This window comes from Mesorhizobium sp. M1B.F.Ca.ET.045.04.1.1, from assembly GCF_003952465.1.
Classification (GTDB): Bacteria; Pseudomonadota; Alphaproteobacteria; order Rhizobiales; family Rhizobiaceae; genus Mesorhizobium; species Mesorhizobium shonense.
In genome coordinates this window covers 5,552,521-5,573,907 of sequence record NZ_CP034448.1, presented here as the reverse complement: position 1 = coordinate 5,573,907, position 21,387 = coordinate 5,552,521, and the positions used below count along the sequence as shown (strand labels likewise).

26 protein-coding genes are annotated in these 21,387 nt (G+C 64.8%); 14 read left to right on the top strand and 12 right to left on the bottom strand.

Annotated elements, in window-relative coordinates:
- Positions 1-137: 137 nt before the first annotated feature.
- On the top strand, positions 138-764 hold the full coding sequence (locus tag EJ071_RS27540; protein WP_189521573.1) for a TetR/AcrR family transcriptional regulator: 627 nt from the start codon (positions 138-140) through the stop codon (positions 762-764).
- A 57-nt stretch (positions 765-821) separates the two neighbouring features.
- On the opposite strand, the gene EJ071_RS27535 is transcribed toward EJ071_RS27540, so the two are convergent.
- Positions 822-1,415 (bottom strand): hypothetical protein, encoded by a 594-nt coding sequence (locus EJ071_RS27535; protein ID WP_126100670.1) that lies wholly within the window; start codon positions 1,413-1,415, stop codon positions 822-824.
- A gap of 239 nt (positions 1,416-1,654) precedes the next feature.
- Between EJ071_RS27535 and EJ071_RS27530 the strand changes: the two genes are divergently transcribed.
- The gene (locus tag EJ071_RS27530; RefSeq protein ID WP_189521572.1) at positions 1,655-2,785 is read left to right on the top strand and encodes a metallophosphoesterase; all 1,131 of its coding nucleotides are present in this window, start codon (positions 1,655-1,657) and stop codon (positions 2,783-2,785) included.
- A 49-nt stretch (positions 2,786-2,834) separates the two neighbouring features.
- Here EJ071_RS27530 and EJ071_RS27525 read toward each other — a convergent pair whose 3' ends face one another.
- Entirely contained in the window at positions 2,835-3,014 is a 180-nt protein-coding gene (locus EJ071_RS27525) for a CsbD family protein (protein ID WP_126100668.1), read from the bottom strand.
- A 170-nt stretch (positions 3,015-3,184) separates the two neighbouring features.
- Here EJ071_RS27525 and EJ071_RS27520 point away from each other — a divergent pair, with 170 nt between their 5' ends.
- From EJ071_RS27520 to EJ071_RS27500, 5 genes are all read left to right on the top strand, one after another.
- Positions 3,185-3,844, top strand: a complete 660-nt coding sequence (locus tag EJ071_RS27520; protein WP_126102739.1) for a glutathione S-transferase family protein — start codon at positions 3,185-3,187, stop codon at positions 3,842-3,844.
- 119 nt (positions 3,845-3,963) lie between these two features.
- A complete protein-coding gene (locus EJ071_RS27515) occupies positions 3,964-4,719 on the top strand; it encodes an SDR family NAD(P)-dependent oxidoreductase (protein ID WP_126100667.1) in 756 nt (251 codons plus the stop codon).
- A gap of 77 nt (positions 4,720-4,796) precedes the next feature.
- Positions 4,797-5,144: a metalloregulator ArsR/SmtB family transcription factor gene (locus EJ071_RS27510; protein WP_126100666.1), complete on the top strand. Its 348-nt coding sequence runs from the start codon at positions 4,797-4,799 to the stop codon at positions 5,142-5,144.
- Complete coding sequence (locus EJ071_RS27505; protein ID WP_126100665.1) at positions 5,131-5,910, top strand: SRPBCC domain-containing protein; 780 nt, start codon at positions 5,131-5,133, stop codon at positions 5,908-5,910. Before EJ071_RS27510 ends, EJ071_RS27505 begins: the two co-directional genes overlap by 14 nt.
- A 193-nt stretch (positions 5,911-6,103) precedes the next feature.
- The gene (locus EJ071_RS27500; RefSeq protein ID WP_126100664.1) at positions 6,104-6,490 is read left to right on the top strand and encodes a YkgJ family cysteine cluster protein; all 387 of its coding nucleotides are present in this window, start codon (positions 6,104-6,106) and stop codon (positions 6,488-6,490) included.
- A 167-nt stretch (positions 6,491-6,657) separates the two neighbouring features.
- On the opposite strand, the gene EJ071_RS27495 is transcribed toward EJ071_RS27500, so the two are convergent.
- Positions 6,658-7,245, bottom strand: a complete 588-nt coding sequence (locus tag EJ071_RS27495) for a TetR/AcrR family transcriptional regulator (RefSeq protein WP_126100663.1) — start codon at positions 7,243-7,245, stop codon at positions 6,658-6,660.
- A gap of 205 nt (positions 7,246-7,450) precedes the next feature.
- On the opposite strand from EJ071_RS27495, the gene EJ071_RS27490 reads away from it, so the two are divergent.
- Positions 7,451-8,575 (top strand): alpha-hydroxy acid oxidase, encoded by a 1,125-nt coding sequence (locus EJ071_RS27490; protein ID WP_245460359.1) that lies wholly within the window; start codon positions 7,451-7,453, stop codon positions 8,573-8,575.
- Between the two features lie 165 nt (positions 8,576-8,740).
- Entirely contained in the window at positions 8,741-9,352 is a 612-nt protein-coding gene (locus EJ071_RS27485; RefSeq protein WP_126100661.1) for a LysE family translocator, read from the top strand.
- 1 nt (position 9,353) lies between these two features.
- On the opposite strand, the gene EJ071_RS27480 is transcribed toward EJ071_RS27485, so the two are convergent.
- On the bottom strand, positions 9,354-10,385 hold the full coding sequence (locus EJ071_RS27480) for an AraC family transcriptional regulator (RefSeq protein ID WP_126100660.1): 1,032 nt from the start codon (positions 10,383-10,385) through the stop codon (positions 9,354-9,356).
- A 188-nt stretch (positions 10,386-10,573) separates the two neighbouring features.
- On the opposite strand from EJ071_RS27480, the gene EJ071_RS27475 reads away from it, so the two are divergent.
- Together EJ071_RS27475 and EJ071_RS27470 are read left to right on the top strand one after the other, a co-directional pair.
- Positions 10,574-10,999 carry a GFA family protein gene (locus EJ071_RS27475; RefSeq protein WP_126100659.1) on the top strand — a complete coding sequence of 142 codons (426 nt, stop codon included), beginning with the start codon at positions 10,574-10,576 and terminating at the stop codon, positions 10,997-10,999.
- Positions 11,000-11,055: 56 nt separating this feature from the next.
- A complete protein-coding gene (locus tag EJ071_RS27470) occupies positions 11,056-11,571 on the top strand; it encodes an OsmC family protein (protein WP_126100658.1) in 516 nt (171 codons plus the stop codon).
- Positions 11,572-11,619: 48 nt separating this feature from the next.
- Here EJ071_RS27470 and EJ071_RS27465 read toward each other — a convergent pair whose 3' ends face one another.
- From EJ071_RS27465 to EJ071_RS27450, 4 genes are all read right to left on the bottom strand, one after another.
- A complete protein-coding gene (locus EJ071_RS27465) occupies positions 11,620-12,057 on the bottom strand; it encodes a VOC family protein (protein WP_126100657.1) in 438 nt (145 codons plus the stop codon).
- Positions 12,058-12,266: 209 nt separating this feature from the next.
- Positions 12,267-12,653, bottom strand: coding sequence for a nuclear transport factor 2 family protein (locus EJ071_RS27460; RefSeq protein ID WP_126100656.1), 387 nt, complete (start codon positions 12,651-12,653; stop codon positions 12,267-12,269).
- Positions 12,654-12,670: 17 nt separating this feature from the next.
- Positions 12,671-13,105, bottom strand: coding sequence for an OsmC family protein (locus EJ071_RS27455; RefSeq protein WP_126100655.1), 435 nt, complete (start codon positions 13,103-13,105; stop codon positions 12,671-12,673).
- Between the two features lie 29 nt (positions 13,106-13,134).
- Entirely contained in the window at positions 13,135-14,145 is a 1,011-nt protein-coding gene (locus EJ071_RS27450; RefSeq protein WP_126100654.1) for an NAD(P)-dependent alcohol dehydrogenase, read from the bottom strand.
- A gap of 114 nt (positions 14,146-14,259) precedes the next feature.
- On the opposite strand from EJ071_RS27450, the gene EJ071_RS27445 reads away from it, so the two are divergent.
- Complete coding sequence (locus EJ071_RS27445; RefSeq protein WP_126100653.1) at positions 14,260-14,886, top strand: TetR/AcrR family transcriptional regulator; 627 nt, start codon at positions 14,260-14,262, stop codon at positions 14,884-14,886.
- A 253-nt stretch (positions 14,887-15,139) separates the two neighbouring features.
- Here the strand turns inward: EJ071_RS27445 and groL are convergent, their stop codons facing one another.
- The 3 genes from groL to EJ071_RS27430 form a co-directional block, all read right to left on the bottom strand.
- Positions 15,140-16,792, bottom strand: coding sequence for a chaperonin GroEL (gene groL / locus EJ071_RS27440; protein WP_126100652.1), 1,653 nt, complete (start codon positions 16,790-16,792; stop codon positions 15,140-15,142).
- A gap of 65 nt (positions 16,793-16,857) precedes the next feature.
- Positions 16,858-17,154 carry a co-chaperone GroES gene (gene groES / locus EJ071_RS27435; protein ID WP_040975262.1) on the bottom strand — a complete coding sequence of 99 codons (297 nt, stop codon included), beginning with the start codon at positions 17,152-17,154 and terminating at the stop codon, positions 16,858-16,860.
- Positions 17,155-17,458: 304 nt separating this feature from the next.
- Complete coding sequence (locus EJ071_RS27430; RefSeq protein WP_126100651.1) at positions 17,459-18,226, bottom strand: SDR family oxidoreductase; 768 nt, start codon at positions 18,224-18,226, stop codon at positions 17,459-17,461.
- A 106-nt stretch (positions 18,227-18,332) separates the two neighbouring features.
- Here EJ071_RS27430 and EJ071_RS27425 point away from each other — a divergent pair, with 106 nt between their 5' ends.
- Positions 18,333-19,235, top strand: a complete 903-nt coding sequence (locus tag EJ071_RS27425; RefSeq protein WP_126100650.1) for a LysR family transcriptional regulator — start codon at positions 18,333-18,335, stop codon at positions 19,233-19,235.
- 220 nt (positions 19,236-19,455) lie between these two features.
- On the opposite strand, the gene EJ071_RS27420 is transcribed toward EJ071_RS27425, so the two are convergent.
- Positions 19,456-20,082 (bottom strand): TetR/AcrR family transcriptional regulator, encoded by a 627-nt coding sequence (locus EJ071_RS27420; RefSeq protein WP_126100649.1) that lies wholly within the window; start codon positions 20,080-20,082, stop codon positions 19,456-19,458.
- Between the two features lie 119 nt (positions 20,083-20,201).
- On the opposite strand from EJ071_RS27420, the gene EJ071_RS27415 reads away from it, so the two are divergent.
- Positions 20,202-21,386, top strand: a complete 1,185-nt coding sequence (locus EJ071_RS27415; RefSeq protein ID WP_126100648.1) for an MFS transporter — start codon at positions 20,202-20,204, stop codon at positions 21,384-21,386.
- Position 21,387: the final 1 nt, after the last annotated feature.

Genomic DNA, 21,387 nt, shown 5'->3' with positions numbered 1-21,387 from the left:
CAAAACAGGCTAATCGACCTGTTTATAAACAGACCGGTTGTCCTGTTTTGTCAATCTGATATCTTGGCGGCATGTCAGGAGAGATTGCAGCTCAGCCGCGCTCGCGGCGCAAGAAACGCACCAACGACCCAGAAGGCATGCGCCGCCGTGTGCTCGACGTGGCGGAAGACTCCTTCCAGGCGCGCGGCTATCACGCCTCGAGCCTCGGCGACCTGATGGCGGCCGCCGGCATCACGGGCGGCGCGCTGCACCACCATTTCCCGACCAAGAAGGCGCTGGCGCTGGCGGTGATCGAGGAGCGTGTGGCGGCAGCTGTAGAGGAAACCTGGATAACTCCGGTGCGGGCGGCGCCTTCGGCGCGCGAGGGCGTTCGCGCCGTGTTCGAGGCGGTGGCGGTGGAACTGGAGCAGCAGGGCTATGTGCGTGGCTGCCCGCTCAACAACCTGGCGCATGAGCTGTCGTTGGCCGACGATGAATTCCGTGCGGCGCTGGCCGACATCTTCGCCGGCTGGCGGCAGGCGATCGCCGACAAGATGCGGGACGATCAAGAGGCCGGCGGGGAGGGCGGCACAGATCCCGACCGCTTCGCCGCGCTCATCGTGGCGGCCTATTCCGGAGCGATGTCTATGGCCAAGACCGCACAGGACTCGGAAGTGTTGCGGGAGTGTTTGAAAGGGCTGGAGAGTGTCGAGCCGTCGCCATCGCAGAGCGGATTGCCAGCGAAGCGGCGCCGCAGGGTATTGCGACGGCAGACGGTCCGCTGAAGAGTTGGCGGGAAAGCGCTGTCCCGCCGGCGTCTCCGATGTTCTCTTCGACCGGCCTCACTCCTTCAACGGCTTGATCGTCTCGAATCCCACCTCGCTCTGCGCGCTGGTACCCTCGTCATAGCGCCGCGCCAGCACCGCCCGCAGATCCGGCGAATAGAGCGCGGTGAAGCTGTCGACCACCGCGCCGGAATCGCCGGTGATCGTCTCGCTCACCGCCAGCACGCTGTATTTGCAGTCACCCAGCTTGTAGGTCTCCTTGCCCTTGACGGCGAGCGCCAGCGTTTCGGTGCCCTTCGGCGCCTTCTTCGCCGACAACCGCAGGAACTCGGTCTTGCTCTTGGCGCCCGCCTTCAGCGGGAACAGCTTCTTGATGTCGCCGAGCGGGATCATCGACAGCCGGCCGGTGTCGCTGTCGCGAAAGACCTCGATCAGCCCGGCGTAGAGATATTGCGTCTGCGGCGACTGCGACTGGTAGTCGTTGACGACCGCGACCATGCCGCCCGGCGCCGGCCGGAACTCGCTGCGGATGCCGGGCTTCTCCAGCACGAAGCCCGTCTTGGCGGACTTGGCGTCGACGCAGTCGGCCGCCTGCGCCGAGCCGGCAAGTGCCAGCGCGGCGACCATCATGCCGAACGTTTTGGTTCTCATGCTGTCCTCCTCTGCTCGCTCAGGTTGCCCCCTGAAGCAATGGCAGACCGAGGTGGCTCTGTCGACCCGGGCCTAAAGCGCGCCGAAACGAATTCAGGCGACGCGCTTTTTAAGTCTTGTTTTTATGCATGTCGTTTTCGCAAAACCGCTGCCCACTTTTGCGCGACATGCATTAGGCGCGAAAAGTCGCCATGCCCAATCTGGACGATCCGGCGCTGAAACTGTTCAATCGGGTGATCATGAATCGACCACCCTCATTATCCTTCTCTCGCCGCGCTTTCCTCGAGCGGATGGGAGGCCTCGCCGCGGCCTGCACTTTGCCGCGTGCCGCTTTCGCCCAGACCGGCCGGCGCATCCAGCCGATCGACGCGACTTTTCTGTTCATCGCTGACATCCATGCCTGCCGCATGGCGCGCAAGTTGAGTCCTCATTGCGAACAGGAAGGCAAGACCGACGCGGCCTTGCTGCGCAATGTGGCGGCCTTGAACGGGATTTCGGACAAGGAATGGCCGGTCGAGATCAACGGCGTCGCCACTGGCCTGCATTCGGCCGGCACGCGCATCGGCACGCCGCTCGGCCTCGTCACCGGCGGCGACATCACTGACGACGGCGGCGGCCAGGTCACCGAGCCCAGCGAAGGCACGCAGCTTCTGCAATTCAGCCAGCGCTATCAGCAGGGCGTCGGGCCGGACCGCGTCCACATTCCCGTCTATGTCGGGCTCGGCAATCACGATCTCGACCAGAACGGTTCGCCTCCGCATGTCGACTGGTATCGCCGCGAATTGCGCGACTATGTCGAGGTCAACCATCGCCCCGGCGTGTTCTTCAAGCCGCCGGTGCCGGCGACAAACTACGACGTCGACACCGACTGCTATTCCTGGGACTGGGGCGGCCTGCATCTTGTCCAGACGCACCGCTTCGCCGGCGACACCGGCCATGGCGCGATAAGCAGCCTGCCTTGGCTGAAGCAGGACCTGGCCACTTATGCCGCCGACGGCCGCCCGGTGATCCTGTTCCAGCACTATGGCTGGGACACCTTCTCGATCGAGCGCTGGGACCCGGCAAAGCGCGCCTATGACGACGAAGGCGCGGGCCGGCCGCACTGGTGGGGCGAGGCCGATCGCCAGGCGTTGGTCGCGGCGCTGAAGGGCTACAATGTGATCGCGATCTTCCACGGCCATCAGCACGAGGTGCCGATGATCTACCAGCGCGACGGGCTCGACCTCATCAAGCCGAAGGCCGCCTATATGGGCGGCTTCGCGCTGGCGCGGGTGACCGATGACAATATCGATGTCGTGCTGGGTGAGGCGGCCGGCGACCATGGCGAGGTCGTCTTCACCAATGCGTTCTCCAAGCAGTTCGACGCATGAAGCAGTTCGAGGCATGAAAAAGGCCGCGTGGTGGCGGCCTTTTGCGGGGTCAGAGCGCCTTGCGGACCTTGTCCTTCACGTCGCCATAGGCCTTGCGCACCTTGCCGGCGATCTTTTCGGACACGCCTTCCACCTGCATGCGCCGGTTGCCGGTGGCCTTGCCGGCCGCCTGCTTGACCGAGCCCTTCACTTGCTTGGCAAGCCTGGCGACTTGATCCCTGTTCACCATGTCCGCATCTCCTGGGCCTGGAATAGGAGACGGATGCGGGGGCCGCATCCGACACGACAACGAACCGATAACGTTCGGGTTCCGTCCGACCTGCGAGGTCGCGGCAAGGACTTTCGGCGGGAAGGCAAAGCGGTTAGCCTGACGCCGCAATCGGCATGAAGTGGGCAACCATGGCGGAATTCACGCTCTTCATCGGCAACAAATGCTTTTCGTCATGGTCGCTCAGACCCTGGGTGGCGATGCGGCATCTGGAGATTCCGTTCGAAGAAGGTTTCGTGCGCCTGCGCACGTCCGAGACTGCCGCCAATCTCGCCAAGGTGTCGCCGACCGGCCTGGTGCCGGTCTTGAATCATAATAACAGGATCGTCTGGGAAACCCTTGCGATCCTTGAATATCTGGCCGACCTCTTCCCGGAGAAAAAACTCTGGCCGGACGATGCCAGCGCCCGCGCCTTGGCGCGCTCGGTGGCGACCGAGATGCATTCCGGCTTCCGCGAGGTCCGTTACGGCTGGCCGATGAATTTGCGCCGGCCGAAGGCCTACAAGCCGCTCGATGCCGAGGGTGAAGCGCAGCGGGCGCGCATCGAAACGATATGGCGGCAGTGCCGTGAGCAATATGGCAGGGCCGGCCCGTTTCTGTTCGGCCATTTCACCGCCGCCGACGCCATGTATGCGCCGGTCGTCACTCGCTTCGACACCTATGGCGGCGAACTGGCGCCCGTCACCCGCGCCTATGTCGATACCGTGTTGGCGACCCCGGCGATGCGGCACTGGTACGCCGAGGCCGCCAGGGAGCCATGGCCGGAGCCAGGGCCGCACGAACAGGACTGAAGCAATTCCAGGAAAAGTGTGAAGCGGTCCGGAATTGCGTCAACTGCTCTGATGGCGGGGCTTCCAGAATGCCTCGCGCGGCCTATCTAAGGCTGCGGGCGGGTTGCTGGAGATTCCTCATGACATCCGCAAATTCCCCTCTCTCGGGTAAGGTCGCGCTCGTCACCGGCGCCTCGTCCGGTATCGGCGAGGCGACCGCGGCCGCACTTGCCGCCGCCGGCGCGAAGGTGGCTGTCGCCGCCCGCCGCATCGATCGTCTCGCGACGCTCTCCAGCCGCATCGAAAAGGCCGGCGGCACCGCATTCGCCATCGAAGCCGATATCGCCAAGGGTGGCGACGTCGCCGCCATGGTCGACAGGGCCGCTTCCGAATGGGGCCGGCTCGACATCCTCGTCAACAATGCCGGCGTCATGCTGCTTGCGCCCACGGCCGAAGCCGACCTCGATGACTGGCGCCGCATGATCGAGCTCAACCTGGTTGGCCTGATGGGAACCACCAAGGCCGCGCTGCCGCACCTCAAGGCCTCCAAGGGCCATGTCGTCAACGTCTCCTCGGTGGCCGGCCGCGTCGCCAACCCAGGTGCCAGCGGCTATGCGGCGACCAAGTTCGGCGTCGTCGCCTTCTCTGAGTCGCTGCGCCGCGAGGTCTATGCCGACAAGGTGCGCGTCACCGTCATCGAGCCGGGCCTCGTGCGGACCGAACTCGGCGACCACATCACCAACCAGGAATTCAAGGCCGGGCTCGAACACCGCCTCGCCACCATGGAAGCGCTGACCGCCGAGGATATCGCCAACGCCATCCTCTACGCCGTCAGTCAGCCGCCGCGCGTCAACATCAACGAGATCCTCATCCGCCCGACCGACCAGGAGCGCTGAGCCATCAGCGAACCCGGTCGACAACAATTGACCGGCGCCGCATTTCGGCATAATACGTAACCAGATGGATACATATTATGCCGCAGGCTGATCCCGACCGTTCCGTCTTCCGCGCCATCGCCGATCCGACGCGGCGCGCTATTCTCGACCGGCTGCGGGAAGGCCCGGCGCCGGTCAACGAACTGGCTTCCGCCTTCTCGCAGAGCCGTCCGGCGATTTCCAAGCATCTGAGGATACTGCGCGAGCTCAACGTCGTTTCCGAGCGGCGGCAAGGCCGTGAGCGCGTCTACCGGCTGGAGCCGGCCGAATTGAAGGACGTCGCGGACTGGATCCTGCCTTACCGCGACTTCTGGCAGCAAAGTCTCGGCAATCTCAAATCCTATCTGGAGAACGCCAATCCGGAGGAGACCAATGGCCAGCAATGACAAACCGCGTGCGATCGCCGACGTGTCAGCCGGCACCATCCTTGCCACGGTGACGATCGCCGTGCCGCCGGAACGCGTCTTCCACGCCATCACCGCCGGGGACCAGATCCCGCTCTGGTGGGGCGCGGACAACATGTACCGGACGACGAAACACACGGCCGACGTCCGGCCCGGCGGCGCCTGGCGCTCGGAAGGCAAGGGCGCTGACGGCCGCGATTTCCATGTCGGCGGCGAGTATCTCGAGGTCGAGCCGCCGCATCGCCTGGTGATGACCTGGATAGCGCCGTGGGACGGCGATCATGCCACCACCGTCACCTATACGCTGGAAGCGGTGGAGAACGGCACGCGGCTGACGCTGCGCCACGATGGCTTCGGCGCGCGCCGCGACTCCTGCCGCGACCACGGTTCCGGCTGGGAGCGCGTGCTTGGCTGGCTCGGCGACTTCCTTGTCAAGGAGACTGGCAGCAAGGCGCCGACCGTTTTCCATTGCCGGTTGATCCCGCCGCGGCCGGATTTCGCCTTCACACTGACGGAGGAGGAGCGGGCGCTGATGAATGCGCATGCAGACTACCTGCGCGGCCTGCTCCAAGATGGCACGATGATGCTGGCGGGTCCCGTCGCCGATCCCGCCGGGCCTTGGGGCCTGTTGATCCTGCGCGTCGGCGGCGAGGCCGAGGCCAGGGCCGTGACCGACGGCGATCCGGTGTCGCGCTCGGGTCGCGGCTTCCGCTATGAAATCCTGCCGATGTTGAGCACGATCATGTGAGGCCTAGTGAAAAACGCCTCTCGCGCTTTTTACGGCGCGGGAGGCGCTTTTGCCGTCAACCTTTCTCGATTGCTCTTGAACTGTCGACGACAACTGAAAACCCGCAGCCGGCGAAAAGGTTCCCGGCAAAATAAAAAAATCTTTTCGGTCGGCGTGCGCGCTTTCCGGGCTCTGTGCTAGAGGCGTCGCCAGTATGAGGATCGCCTTGCCGCACGACCATTCCTTCCTGAGCCTGACCGACGCATCAGCCGCCTTCGACTGCCAGAGCTGCGGCGCCTGCTGCGCCTATTCGGCCGACTGGCCGCGCTTCTCCACCGAGGAGGATGCGGAACTCGACCGCATCCCCGAAGCGCTCGTCGCCGCCGATCAGTCCGGCATGCACTGCGAGGGCAGCCGCTGTTCAGCGCTTTGCGGCGAAGTGGGCAAGGGGACAGCCTGTACGATCTACGAAGTCCGCCCGCATGTCTGCCGCGCCTGCATGCCCGGCGGCGATGATTGCTTGATGGCAAGGGCGATGTATGGGCTGGCGGTGGAGAGCGTAATCTCCCCCCTTGTGGGGGTTGAGGAGTGGTCCGCGTAGCGGACGCGAAGCCAATTGCTTGGCTTTGCGAACGACGAAAGCCCGGCAGGGCAGAGGGGGGCGCTGTCCCGCCGGCTTTTCCATCAGGCTTCAATCGCACACCGGAGTAGGTTCTCGCTCGAAAACCGAGAGGGGCACCAAGGAATGAGGCGCTGTTCCAGTTGCCCTCACGACATGGGCGGCGACGAACCGTCCGCCACCAGCCGCTTCGCCGCATCCGCGGCGGCAGTGCAGTAGCTTTGGTCGCCATGGATCAGGATCATTACCATGGCGCCTTCGATCAGCAGGAAGAGCTCGCGCGCCCGTGCCTTGGGCGCCGGCACGTTCGCTTCAGCAAGCAGCGTTTCCAGATGCCGCTCCATCAGCGCCTTGTGCTGGCGGGCGATCGAGCGCGCGGGATGGCCGGATAGATCGGCGAGCTCGATCGCCAGCCGGGTGAAGCCGGAGCCCGCCCAGCGCGGCTTGGACGACCATTTGACCAGGCCCTCGAACAGCTTGTCGATCAGCTCGGCCGCGCCGCCCGACAGGTCGATGCCGTAGTTCTGAAAGTCGGCGAAGGTACGCTCGTGCTGCAAGGCGAGCACGGCGGTCAGCAGCGCGTCCTTGCTATCGAAGTGGTAGTAGAGCGTGCGCTTGGTGACGCCCGCAGCATCCGCGATCTCATCCATGCCGACACGGAAGAAGCCCCGCCGGCGGAACAGCTTGTAAGCCGCCTGCAAGATCTCAGGCCTGGTCTCGTCGGACCCTCTGGGCATGGGGCGGCCGCTGCCGGTGAAAGTATACTCGCTAGTGAATTTACATCAGGGCGGGCGCGGCGTTCAATGATCAGAGCTTGCTAATATTCAAGGGAGGACGACGATGGAAAGAGTAGTCCCCACAGTGCTCGATGTCCCGACAGGGATCGTGACGCTGGCAGATGCGATCGGGGCAGCATCGGCTGCTCCGCAGTTTCTCAAAGGCATGACCTGCATCGAGGACCTGCGCCAGGCGGCGCGCCGCCGGGTGCCGCGCGTCTTTTTCGACTATCTCGAGTCCGGTTCCTATGCGGAGCAGACGCTGCGCGCCAACAGCGCCGACCTCGAGCGCATCACGCTCAAACAGCGCGTGCTGGTCGATGTCGAGCAGCGCGACACGGCAACCACGATCCTCGGCGAGAGGGTAGCGCTGCCGGTGGCGCTTGCGCCGATCGGCCTCGGCGGCATGCAATGGGCCGATGGCGAGATCCTCGCCTGCCGCGCGGCAAAAGTCGCCGGCATTCCCTACACGATGAGCACGATGTCGATCTGCTCTATGGAGGACGTTGCTCAAGCGGTCGGCAAGCCGTTCTGGTTCCAGCTCTATGTGATGAAGGACCGTGGTTTCGTGCGAGCGCTCGTCGAGCGGGCGCTCGCCGCCCGCTGCAGCGCGCTGGTACTCACCGTCGACCTGCAGGTGCTGGGGCAGCGCCACGCCGATGTCAGGAACGGGCTCTCGGTGCCGCCGGCGCTCAAGCCGCGCACTATCCTTGACATTGCCAGTCGGCCGGGCTGGGCGGCCCGCATGCTCTCGGCCAAACGCTGGACCTTCGGCAACCTCGCCGGTCATGTGAAGGGCGAGGACAGCATCAAGGCGGTGGCGGATTGGGTAGCGCATCAATTCGATGCAACGCTGAACTGGAGCGATGTCGACTGGATCAGGAGCATCTGGCCGGGCAAGCTGATCCTCAAGGGCATCCTCAACGTCGACGACGCACGGAGCGCCAGCAAGGCGGGCGCCGACGCCATCGTGGTGTCCAACCACGGTGGCAGGCAGCTCGACGGCGCGCCGTCGACCATTTCGATGCTACCCAGGATCGCCGAGGCGGTGGGCTCGGAGATCGAGTTGCTGTTCGACGGCGGCGTGCGCTCGGGCCAAGATGTGATGCGGGCGCTGGCGCTCGGCGCCCGGGCCTGCCTGGTCGGACGCGCCTATGTCTACGGCCTCGGCGCCGGCGGCGAGGCCGGTGTGGCGACGGCAATTGAGATTCTGCGCAAGGAACTCTCCGTCACGATGGCGCTCACGGGGACACGCAACGTCGAGGAGATCGATGGGAGGGTGCTGAATTAGGCGGGGGGCGGCGGGAACCTGGACTATCGAGAAGTCGGCGGGACAGCGCCCCCCTCTGGCCTGCCGGCCATCTCCCCCACGAGGGGGGAGATTACGCTCTCCCCCGCTTGCCCACTCTCTCACCTCCCGATACCTTGCCGCGCGGGCAGGGCCGTGGAGGAAACCGTGAGCATCGAATTCCTGTTGACGTCGCTGATCATCGTCGCCTCGCCGGGCACCGGCGTTCTCTACACGCTGAGTGCCGGCCTCTCGCGTGGCGCGCGCGCTTCGATCATTGCAGCCTTCGCCTGCACCCTGGGCATCATCCCGCATATGGCGGCTGCCGTCACCGGCCTTGCCGCGGTGCTGCACACCAGTGCCGTCGCCTTCGAGACGCTGAAATATCTCGGCGTCGCCTACCTGCTCTATATGGCCTGGAACACGTTGAAGGAGAAAGGCGGGTTGAGTGTCGACGAGAATGTCGCCCCTCGCTCCGCCGCCAGGATCGTCGCTTCCGGCATCCTGATCAACATCCTCAACCCAAAACTGTCGATCTTCTTCTTTGCCTTCCTGCCGCAATTCGTCAGCACCGGCGAGCCGCACGCGTTTGGCAAGATGCTGGAGCTCTCCGGTGTCTTCATGCTGATGACCTTCGTCGTCTTTGCGGTCTACGGCGTGTTCGCGGCGTCGGTGCGCAGCCACATCGTGTCGCGGCCGATGGTGTTGACCTGGATGCGCCGCACCTTCGCCGGCGCCTTTGTCATGCTCGGCGCCAAGCTGGCGCTGGCGGATCGCTAGCTCACCGCTGCTTGTCGGCCAGCTCGCCTCCGGTTTCGGAAGCCTCGCTTGCGGAACCGGACGCAGCCCGAATGCCGAGCCGCCAGGCCGAAGGCGGCACGCCGATCATCTTCTTGAAGGCGCGGCTGAACGCCGCCTCGGACTCGTAGCCGATCTCCGCCGCGATGTTCGCGACGTTGCTGTTGCCGGCGCTGAGCAATTCCGAGGCGATCTGCATGCGCCATTTGGCGAGATAGTGCATCGGTGGCATGCCGACGAGCCTGGTGAAGCGCTCGGCAAGCACAGTGCGCGACAGCGCGGACTCTTTCGCCAGCGCCTCCAAGGTCCAACTATGCGCCGGCCGATCATGGATCAGCGCCAGCGCCCTGCCCAGATGCGGATCGCGCAGGCCCGCCAGCCAGCCGGTCTGTTGCGGCGGCAGCGATTCCACATAGCGGCGCAGGACATCGACGAACATCAATTCGCTGAGCTTGGTCAGCACCGTCTCGCTGCCCGCCCGCTTCTCCGCCACCTCCGACACCGCCAGCTTGATGAATTGGCCGAGCCAGCCGCCGTCGCCCTTCACGTCTCCAGCCTTGATGACCGGCGGCAGCGCTTCGAGCAGCGGGTTGAAGGGCAGGGCATCGCAAGCGAGATAGCCGCAGACCAGCCGGGCCGACAGCGATCCGTCCTTAACGTAGTTGATGGGGAACGGCGTCTGGCTGGCGGCCGCGATCTCCAGGACATCCGCGGTCGGCGGATCGGCCCTCAAGTCGGGCGTGCTCGACATGATATGCGGGTCGCTCTTGGTGAAGACGACGACCTCGCCGGCCTCCACGGGAATAGCTTCCTTGCCGATGATGCGGGCGAAGCAACGGCCGGCTGTGAGCACGTGGTAGGAAATCAGGTGATCCGCGCCCGGCAGGATCCTGGGCAGTATCGAAGCGGGCGAGGGCGAGCAGACCGCCCAGGGATCCTGGGCCTCGATGTCGAAAAACGTCGCGCCGGTGAGGCGCACCGTTTTCAACAGGTCAGACAGAGCGTCCCCGGCCATTCACCCAAGCCCCGTAAGTTGCGCGGCAACCCGGCGCGACATCCCTTCCGAGTTCCGGACGCGCTGTCAAGTAAGGCGGACGCGCCGTCATTCCGTTCATGGCTGGAAGCTTTAAACCCCTGCCGGTGCTGAGGTTCGTCTCAAATCGGACGGTCAAGCGCAGTCGAACTCAAGGAAGGATGTAAGTCATGACGGTACATAAGGGCGGATGTTTTTGCGGCGCCGTGCAGATCGAAGTTCATGGAACCGCCGAGGCAATGGGCTATTGCCATTGCGGTTCCTGCCGGTCGTGGTCGGCGTCTCCCGTGAACGCCTTCACGCTATGGAAGCCCGAAAACGTCAAGGTCACCAAGGGCGCGGAATTCCTGTCCGGCTTCAGGAAGTCGAAGATGAGCGACCGCCGGTACTGCACCGAATGCGGCGGGCATCTGATGACGGATCATCCGCAGCTTGGCCTGGTCGACGTCTATGCGGCGACGATACCGACGGTGGAATTCACGCCGGGGGTCCATGTCAACTACGCCGAGACGGTCCTGCCGATGAAGGACGGCTTGCCCAAGCTGAAGGATTTTCCGGCCGAGCTCGGCGGCTCCGGCGTGAGCCTGCCGGAGTAATCCCCGGCGATGACAAAGGACTCCCGAGAACCACACTACACGACAGGAGAATATGCATGGATATCGCGACATTTCGCGCCACGCAGGAGCCGATCAAGGATCTTTATCGCAACGATGCCCGGGCGGCGCTTCTCACGCTGAAGGCAAAGGGCAGCGCCGACGACGCCAGGGTGACCTGCAAGGTCGAGACCGGACGCGGCCTGGCACTGGCCGGCATCCACCCGAAGGCCGGCGGCAGCGGGCAGGAGCTTTGTTCCGGCGACATGCTGCTGGAAGCGTTGATCGCCTGCGCCGGCGTCTCGATGCGGGCGGCTGCCGCCGTCCTCGAGATCCCGATCAAGTCGGCGGAAATCTCCGCCGAAGGCGATGTCGACCTTCGCGGCACGCTGGGCGTCACCGAAGGCGTGCCGGTCGGCTTCAAGGAGATCCGCTTGCGGTTCGACATCGAGACGGACGCTCCGCAAAAACGACTGACGGAACTGCTGGAGCTCACCGATCGCTACTGCGTGATCTTCCAGACGATTCAGCGCAGTCCCAAGACCTTCGTGAAGCTCAACAGGGTCGCGCGCTAACCACCCTTTGCGAGACGCGCTTGCTTCGTCATTGTCGTCGTATCGCGCTCAGCTGAGTTCTTGCGCGAGTCCGATGAGAAGCCCTTCAGGCCCGCGGATGTAGCAGAGCCGATACACGTCTTTATACCGGACTACTTCGCCTACGAGCTGCGCGCCGCGATCGCGGAGCCTTTCAAGCGTCTCGTCGATGTCGTCCACGGCGAACATGATGCGGAGGTAGCCCAGAGCATTCACCGGGGCGTTGCGGTGATCTGCGACGGTAGGCGGCTTGAGGAAACGGGAGAGCTCGAGCCGGCCGTGGCCGTCTGGCGTGCGCATCATGGCAATCTCGACGTGCTGATCGCCCAGCCCAGTGACACGTCCGGCCCATTCTCCTTCGATGGTGGCGCGCCCTTCGAGCTCAAGGCCGAGGTCGCGAAAGAAATCAATCGTCGCTCCGAGGTCGTCGACGACGATTCCTACATTGTCCATCCGTTTGAGCGCCATGTGTCCAATCTCCAACGTGTCGTCTAAAGCGCGTCGTGTTGGAACGGATTCAGGCGACGCGCTTCAGATCTTTGTTTTGATGCATGTCGCTGCCCCAGAAGCCGCTGCACCTCTGGTCGACATGCACTGGTCTGACAATGGACGACTTTTGCCCGGGAGCCAAACCTTGGTGGGGATTCCGGGTTGAGCGCGGCTTTTCCGGCCAGGCCCTATCCCTTCACATAGCCCATCGCCTCGACGATCTGTCCGTCCGCGACGCGCATCAGATTGACGCCGCGCAAAGAATTGCCGTCGGACATCCAGAAGCGCCAGCGGATCGTCGCCCGGTCACCGGCCACAAACGTCTCCTCGATGTCGAAGCGCGTGCCGGGTGCGGTGGCGATCGCCGACCATAGCTCGACGCAGGCGGCCTTGCCGGCGCGGAGGGCGCCGTCCGGCGCCGGCGTGGTGTTCTCGATCACGCAGTGATCCGCCACCAGCGCGTCCAGCGCCGACGGATCGTGCTTTTGGAAGACGTCGTTGTAGCGCCGCATGATTTCGGCCGTTTCGGCCGAGCGTTTGGCCGTGGCGATGTCGATGATCAATTCCTGGGTCATTGGTTTCTCCTTCCGCTTCAGTGGTCGATGAGGTTCGCCTCGAGCGTGATCGCGGCGACGCCGGTGAGCGCCCGCGAGACGAGGCAGGTCGCCTTTGCGGATTGCGCCAGCCGCTCGAAATCGTCCGCGGCGAGCCCGGCGACGCTCGCTTCCGTCTCCAGCTCGATGCGGGTGATGGTCGGCCCGGCCGTGGTGGCGCCGAGATGCACTTTCGCGACGGTGCTGATGCGCGCGGGAGTAAAACCTTCGCGGCCGAGAATGGCGCTCAGCGCCATCGAGAAGCAGCCGGCATGCGCCGCCGCGATCAGTTCCTCCGGATTGGTGCCCGGACCGTTCTCGAAGCGTGATGGAAAGGAATAGGCGCCCTCGAATACGCCGCTGCCCAGCCGCAGCCGGCCGGATCCTTCCTTGAGTGTGCTCTGCCATTCGGCTGAAGCCTCGCGGATTGTCATTGCTGTCTCTCCTGTCTGGTTGGGAATGGTCAGGCGCCGTCGATGACGACCTTGCCGAAGACGTCGCCCTGCTGGAAATGACGATAGGCCTCGCGCGCCTCGGCGAAGGGAAAGACCCCGTCGATGACGGGCTTCAGCCGATGCGTCGCGACGGCGGCGAGCATCGCCTCCAATGCGCTGCGGCTACCGACGAACACGCGGCTGATGGTGGCGAGACTTCGCTGATAGACGGAGCCCGGAATCTCGACCGATTGGCCCTTCTGGTCCTGCACGGTGAGCAGCACGATGCGGCCGTAAAGCGAGCTGGCGATCAGCGATTGCGCGAATGTTGCCGGGCCGCCGGTCTCGACGACGATGTCGATGCCGCCGGTCGCCTCGCGCAGTTTCATGCCCCATTCCGGCGTCTCGGCCGTTGCGATGACGAGATCGGCGCCGAGCGTCCGCAGCCTGTCGGCCTTTTCGGCGCGCGAGGTGACGGCCGCGACGCGGCAGCCGGCGAGCTTGGCGAATTGCAACGCAAACAATGCGACGCCGCCTGAGCCGATGACCAGAACCCATTGCCCAGGCTTCGGATTCTCGGCGCCCGTCAGCGCGCTCCAGGCGGTCAGCCCGGCGCAGCTCAGCGTTGCCGCCTCATGCCAGTCGAGATGGTCGGGCAGCCGCACCGCCCATTGCTCGTCGAGCAAGGCGTATTCCGAGAGCATGCCGTCCAGCGTGCAGCCAAGCTGGTCGACCAAGCCGGGATGCATCCGGCCGTCGATCCAGCGCGCGAAATAGCTGCCGGTGACGCGGTCGCCGACGGCAAAGCGCGTGACGCCATCGCCGATCGCCGTCACTTCGCCGGCGCCGTCGCTCAGCGGGACGATGCTGGAGCGCGGCATCAGCGGATAGGTGCCGTTGAGGATCATGGTGTCGCGGCGGTTGAGCGAGGCGGCGCGCACCTTCACCACGATCTGATGCGGGCCGGGCCGTGGCATTGCTTCCTCGCGCAGCGCCAGCCTGTCGACGCCGCCTTGTCCCTCAAGCCGATAGATTAGCATTCTTGCCTCTCGAATATGTAGACCGATTTACATATTATGTAGACCGATTGTCATATTCGGGGCAAGACCTATAATGCGCATTCCTGACAGAAGTTGACATGATAAGAGGTTGACGTGGCGACGGACACACGCACCCGCATGATCGAGGCAACGGCGCTGCTCATCAGGCAGCGCGGCTATCACGGCACCTCGCTCAACGACATTTTGAGCGCCAGCGGCGCGCCCCGCGGCTCGCTGTATTTCCATTTCCCGGGCGGCAAGGATCAATTGGTCGTCGAGGTGACGCGCGCCAGCGTGGCCGAGGTGACGGAGCGGTTGGGCGCCGAGCTAGCCTCCGAAAGCGACCCGGCCGTCGCCGTCCGCCGCATCTACCAGTCGGTGGCGCGCATGCTCGAGGAGAACGAATTCTCGCTCGGCTGTCCGATTGCGCCGGTCGTGCTGGACGCGCCGAACGACGTGCCGGACCTGGCCGAGATCTGCCGCGTGGCCTTCGAGCAATGGATCGGCCTGTTGCGCCAGGCCTTCATGCGGGCAGGGGTGGTCGAGCCGCGGGCGCAGGCGCTGGCGCTGCTGGTCGAATCCTCGCTCGAGGGCCTGATGGTGATCGCCCGCGCCACCCGCGACCGCGCGCCGCTCGCTGCCGTGGCCGACGAAGTGGTGGCGCTGGTCGAGGCGGCGGTGCGTTCGGGCAAGACGAAGCAGAGCGCGCAGGCTGCTGATCTCCCCCTTGAGGGTCCTTGAGGGGGAGATGTCGCCGAAGGCGACAGAGGGGGTCGCCGCGCGTGGAGCGCCAACGTCCTCCACGACAAAAGATCACGCTGGCGATCTACGCGAGACGACCCCCTCTGCCCTGCCGGGCATCTCCCCCTCGAGAGGGGAGATTGGCCGCCGCGCAGGCTTCGCCAATCGCAGCGGTCCAGAAGGTCTTGCTGAATGCCAAACAAAAAGGGCGCCTTTCGGCGCCCTTTCCGTATGTGCGATGGGACCGGACTTCTTAGAAGTCCATGCCGCCCATGCCACCCATGCCGCCGCCAGGCATGCCGCCCGGCATACCGCCGGCGGCTTCCTTCTTCGGAGCTTCGGCGATCATGGCTTCGGTGGTGACCAGCAGGCCGGCGACCGAGGCCGCGTCCTGGAGAGCGGTGCGCACGACCTTGACCGGGTCGACGATGCCCATGGCGATCATGTCGCCATACTCGCCGGTCTGGGCGTTGAAGCCGAAGGTCGCGCCCTTGTTCTCGAGGATCTTGCCAGCGACGATCGAGGCTTCGGCACCGGCGTTGGCCGCGATCTGGCGGGCCGGAGCCTGCAGAGCGCGACGGACGATGGCGATGCCCGCGGCCTGGTCGGCATTGGCGCCGGTGGCCTTGAGGGCGCCCGAGGCGCGCAGCAGGGCGACGCCGCCGCCGGCGACGATGCCTTCTTCCACGGCCGCGCGGGTCGCGTTCAGCGCGTCGTCAACGCGGTCCTTCTTTTCCTTGACCTCGACCTCGGTCGCGCCGCCGACGCGGATCACCGCGACGCCGCCGGCGAGCTTGGCCAGACGCTCCTGCAGCTTCTCCTTGTCGTAGTCCGAGGTGGTCTCCTCGATCTGCTGCTTGATCTGGGCGACGCGGCCCTGGATCTCGGCCTTCTTGCCGGCGCCGTCGACGATGGTGGTGTTCTCCTTGGAGATCGACACCTTCTTGGCGCGGCCGAGCATGTTGAGGCCGACATTCTCGAGCTTGATGCCGAGGTCTTCGGAAATGACCTGGCCACCGGTGAGGATGGCGATGTCTTCCAGCATGGCCTTGCGGCGGTCGCCGAAGCCCGGGGCCTTGACGGCGGCGATCTTCAGGCCGCCACGCAGCTTATTGACGACCAGCGTGGCCAGAGCCTCGCCTTCGACGTCTTCCGAGATGATGAGCAGCGGCTTCGAGGTCTGAACGACGGCTTCCAGGACCGGCAGCATGGCCTGCAGGTTGGAGAGCTTCTTCTCGTGCAGGAGGATGTAGGCGTCTTCCAGATCGGCGACCATCTTGTCGGCGTTGGTGACGAAGTAGGGCGACAGGTAGCCGCGGTCGAACTGCATGCCTTCGACGACTTCCAACTCGGTGTCGGCGGTCTTGGCTTCCTCGACGGTGATGACGCCTTCGTTGCCGACCTTCTGCATCGCTTCCGCGATCATCTTGCCGACCGACTCGTCGCCATTGGCCGAGATCGTGCCGACCTGGGCGACTTCCTCGGAGGTCTTGATCTTCTTGGCGGCCTTGCCGAGCGCGCCGACGACTTCGGTGACGGCGAGGTCGATGCCGCGCTTCAGGTCCATCGGGTTCATGCCGGCGGCAACCGCCTTGTGGCCTTCCTGGACGATCGACTGCGCCAGAACCGTCGCGGTCGTGGTGCCGTCGCCGGCGATGTCGTTGGTCTTCGAAGCGACCTCGCGCACCATCTGCGCGCCCATGTTCTCGAACTTGTCCTCGAGTTCGATCTCCTTGGCGACGGTGACGCCGTCCTTGGTGATGCGCGGGGCGCCGAACGACTTGTCGATGACGACGTTGCGGCCCTTCGGACCGAGCGTGACCTTCACCGCGTCGGCGAGGATATTGACACCGCGCAGCATGCGCTCACGGGCGTCGCGGGAGAATTTTACGTCTTTTGCAGCCATGTTTTAGCTCCTGACAGGGGCTCGGTGAGAGCCCGAAAATTCAGTTGATGGAGAGAGGCCGATATTCAGCCGATGATGCCCATGATGTCGGATTCCTTCATGATCAGAAGGTCCTCGCCATTGAGCTTGACTTCAGTGCCCGACCACTTGCCGAACAGGACGCGATCGCCGGCCTTGACGTCGAGCGGCACGAGCTTGCCGCTTTCGTCGCGGGCGCCGGAGCCAACGGCGATGATCTCGCCTTCCTGCGGCTTCTCCTTCGCCGTATCCGGGATGATGATCCCGCCGGCGGTCTTGGATTCGGATTCGACCCGGCGAACGACCACGCGGTCATGAAGCGGGCGGAATTTGGACTTTGCCATGTTGTCTTCCTCGAATGAGAACGGTGAGAACTGTTCCTCCATCCGGCGAGGCCGGATACGAGTTAGCACTCACCAAAGGCGAGTGCTAACGTGGCGCTGAAATAGGCTGGCGGCGTGCCAGAGTCAAGGCGCGCGGGAAGGGGTGATCACGCGAAATTTTTCTGCCCATGACGCGATGCTGAAAAAGGCGGATCGCGGGGGCGTACCGATATCGAAGCGCCGTGCTTCGCCGGCAAACAGCGGCGAAGCACGGCGCGATGCGAAAGGCAAGCGGATCGGAGCGAATGCTTTCGGGCTTTGCCGCTCAGATATTCATGCCGCCCGACACCTCGATGCGCTGCGCATTGACCCAGCGGTTGTCCTCCGAGAGCAGCGAGGCGATCATCGGGCCGATGTCGTCAGCGACACCGGCGCGGCCGAGCGCAGTCATCCCGGCCACGACGCGGTTGATGTCGGCGTCGTCGCGCACATGGCCGCCGTTGAAGTCGGTGGCGATCGCGCCCGGCGCCACGGTATTGGCGGTGATGCGCCGGGCGGCGAGTTCCTTGGCGAGGTAGCGCGTGAACACCTCGACGCCGCCCTTCATCATCGCATAGGCGGCCGAACCCGGAACCGAGAAGCGTGCCAGCCCGCTGGAGATGTTGATGATGCGGCCGCCGTCGTTGATCAGCGGCAGCAGCGCTTGGGTGAGGAAGAACACGCCCTTGAGATGGATGTTCATCAGCGTGTCGAATTCCTGCTCGGTCGTCTCGGCGATCGGCTTGCGCAGGCCCGTGCCGGCATTGTTGACGAGATAGTCGAAGCGGTCGCGCTGCCAGTTTTCCTGCAGCGTCTTCTTCAATGCCGCGACGAAGGCAGGGAATGTGGCGACGGCGCCGGTGTCGAGCGCGAGCGCGGCGGCACGACCGCCTGCGGCCTCGACCTCGGCGACGGCCGCCTTCGCCTCGTCGGCGCGCGAACGATAGGTGAGGAAGACGTCGACGCCCCTGCGGGCGAGGTTGAGCGCGGTGTTGCGGCCGAGGCCGCGGCTGCCGCCGGTGATGAGGGCGATGGGGCGAATGGATTTGGCCATGGTGAAATCTCCTTCGTTGCAGTGGAGATGCATATACTCGCCTGACCAGCGGATATAATCTGGCGCGGATTGCCAACACTATTCAGGTCATGCGAACAATCACACCATGGACAGGTTCGACAGCATGCGGCTCTTCACCCGCGTCGTGGAAAGGCGCAGCTTCACTGCGGCCGCCGCCGATCTCGGCCTGCCGCGCTCCAGCGCCACCGCGGCGATCAAGCGGCTGGAGGAACGGCTTGGCGTGCAGTTGCTCCGGCGCACCACAAGGCACGTCACACCGACGCTCGACGGCGAAGCCTATTACCAGCGCTGCATCGGCATCCTGGCCGATATCGAGGATGCCGAAGGCGGCTTCGGCGCGCATGAACTGCGTGGCAGGCTCAGCGTCGACGTCAACGGTCACATGGCGCGCACCTTCCTCCTGCCGGAGTTGCCGGCATTGATCGCCAGATATCCGGGCCTGACGGTCCACATCGGCGAGGGGGACCGCCTCGTCGATCTCGTGCGCGAAGGCGTCGATTGCGTCATCCGGGCGGGCGTGCTTCCCGACAGCGATATGATCGTGCGCCGGCTGGGCATCGCGCGCGAGATCACTGTCGCCAGCCCCGCATATCTCCAGCGTTGCGGCGTGCCGTCGACGCCCGACGATCTCGCCGGGCATATGATGATCGGCTTCGTTTCTTCCCGCACCGGACAGGTGATGCCGCTCGAATTCACCGTCGGCGGCGAGGTGCGCGAAATCGTCCTGCCGTCGCGGGTCACGGTTGCCAATTCCGACACCAGCGCCGCGCTGGTGCGGCTGGGCTTCGGCCTGTTCCAGGCGCCGAGGCTTCGCTACGCGGACGATCTCGAGGCCGGTCGGCTTGTCGAGGTGCTTTCCGACTATCCGCCGACGCCGACGCCGATCTCGGTGCTCTATCCGCGCAGCCGGCAGCTGTCGCCAAGGGTGAGGGTGTTCGTGGATTGGCTGGTGGAGATTCTAGGGCCGAAGCTGGATGCGGGGCAGTAGGTCATGCCTATAAACTTCGGACGCTGGAGGGACAGCACCCCCTCTGGCCTGCCGGCCATCTCCCCCTCAAGGGGGAGATTGGCAGCTTCGGCGCCCCGCTCGCCTTGCAGCGTTGGAAATTGGCGAAAGCCGGCGTGACATCCGATCTCCCCCCATGAGGGGGAGATGGCCGGCAGGCCAGAGGGGGGTGAGCGCCAGCGTTGGCGAGTAGCGAACCTACCTACAAAAACAACCGCAACTGCGCATGGATGATCGACCGATAATCCTCGATCGTGCGCCGGCCTTCTTCCTCGTCCTGCGTCAGCGCCAGCCGCACGACGCCGCCGGCGAGCTGGAAGATGAGGAACACCACGCGCCCGAACGCCTCGCGCTGCTCAGGTTTCAGCATCGGTGCCACATGGTCGCAGAACATCTTCGCCTGATGCTTGGTCTCGGCGATATCGAGATGCTGCAGCGCTTTGTCGGCCTGGATGGCGTTCTGCAGGTCCTGGATAGCCGGGTCCGCTGCGACACGGGCATAATAGTCGTCGAGCAGGCGGTCGGCCGCCGCCATCACGTCGTCCAGCCCTCGGATTTCGGCAATGATCGCCCCAAAGCGCGCGCGGCTTTCCTCGGAAAAACGTTCATAGAGCATCGCCAGGATCGCCGATTTGCTCGGGAAGTAATGGTAGACCGTGGCGATCGGTCCGCCGGCCAGCGCGCCGACTTCCTTCATCGTCACCGCGTCGATGCCTTTTTCGCCGATCAGCCGCATAGTCGTGGCGAGGATCGCGTCGATCCGTTCGCGGCTGCGCTCTTGCTTGGGCATGCGCCGTGGTTCCGTCGTCTTTCGCCTTGCTTGCCTCATCAACCAAATCTTGCGCGGAAGCTGTGAATTCTCGGTTGACAGGAAACTGATCAAGTATCAGTTTCGTGAAATGCTGATAACTTGTCAGCTTTTCGTGAGGGCTGCAAGGGAGGCGCCTCGTGACTGTCACCGATGCCAGGCATGTGGAAGAGGGCGACTGGCTTGTCGGCAACCCGACCGGCCTGCAGCTTGCCTCGGCGCTGTGGATCGGCTCCGTCGGTCTGCTCATTCTCGGGCTGCAGCCGGTGCTGCTCGGCGCGCTTTACACGGAAGGCCATGTCACCGGCGACGAGCTGGCGCTGGTCGCCACCGCCGAGATGATCGCGATCGCCATCGGGTCGGCGATCGTGGCGATGCTCTTGCCGGCGCGCAACATGCGCTGGAAGAGCGCTTTACTTCTGGTCCTGCTGGCGCTCGCCAATTTCTGGGCGGCCTATGCCGGCAGCCCGAATGCGCTGATCGGTGCTCGTACTCTCGCAGGCTTGGCGGAGGGCGGACTGGTCGCCGTCGCCACCGAGCTGATCGCCCGCTCGCGCCGGGCCGAGCGCGTCGGCGGCTATTTCGTGACGCTGCAGACGCTGGCGCAATGCGCGCTGGCGCTGCTGCTTGCGCTCTACGCAGTGCCGGCGGCCGGCTCGGCCGGCGGCTTCATCGCGCTCGGCGTCGTCTGCCTTCTGTCGCTGGTCGCCGCCTGGACGGTGCCGGACGATTATGCCGACCTGCCGAAGGAAGAGCATTTTGCCGATGTGCTCACCGTGCCGGCGATCACGGCGCTGCTGTCGATCTTCTGCTACTTCATGTTCTTCGGCGCCGTCTGGGCTTTTCTCGAGCCGCTCGGCGCTGAGTTCGGCATCGATGGCCGCACCGTCGGCCTGATGGTTTCGGCAAGCCTCGCCACGCAGGTGGTGGGTGCCATGACGGCGACCGTCTTTGAAGCGCGCATCGACTATCGCTTCGCCATAACCATCATCGGTGTCGTGGCGGCGGTCAGCTCCGCGCTGCTTGCCTCCGGCCCGGGGCTTTCCGTGTTCTGGGCGATGGCGTTGGTGATGGGCTTCATCCTGCTCTTCATCGTGCCTTACCAGATCCGTCTGGCGATCACGGCCGACGAGACGCGAACGGCTGTACTCCTCGTACCGGCCGCGCAGCTCTTCGGCCTCGCCATCGGCCCGATCGCCGCTTCGCTGCTGATCGAGGGCGAAAACTTCCGTCCCGTGCCGGAATTCGCCGCGGCAAGCGCGCTGGCCAGCGTCGCGCTGCTCGGCGTTTTCGTGCTGGTCGCGCGGCGCCGCATTCCAGTCTGAG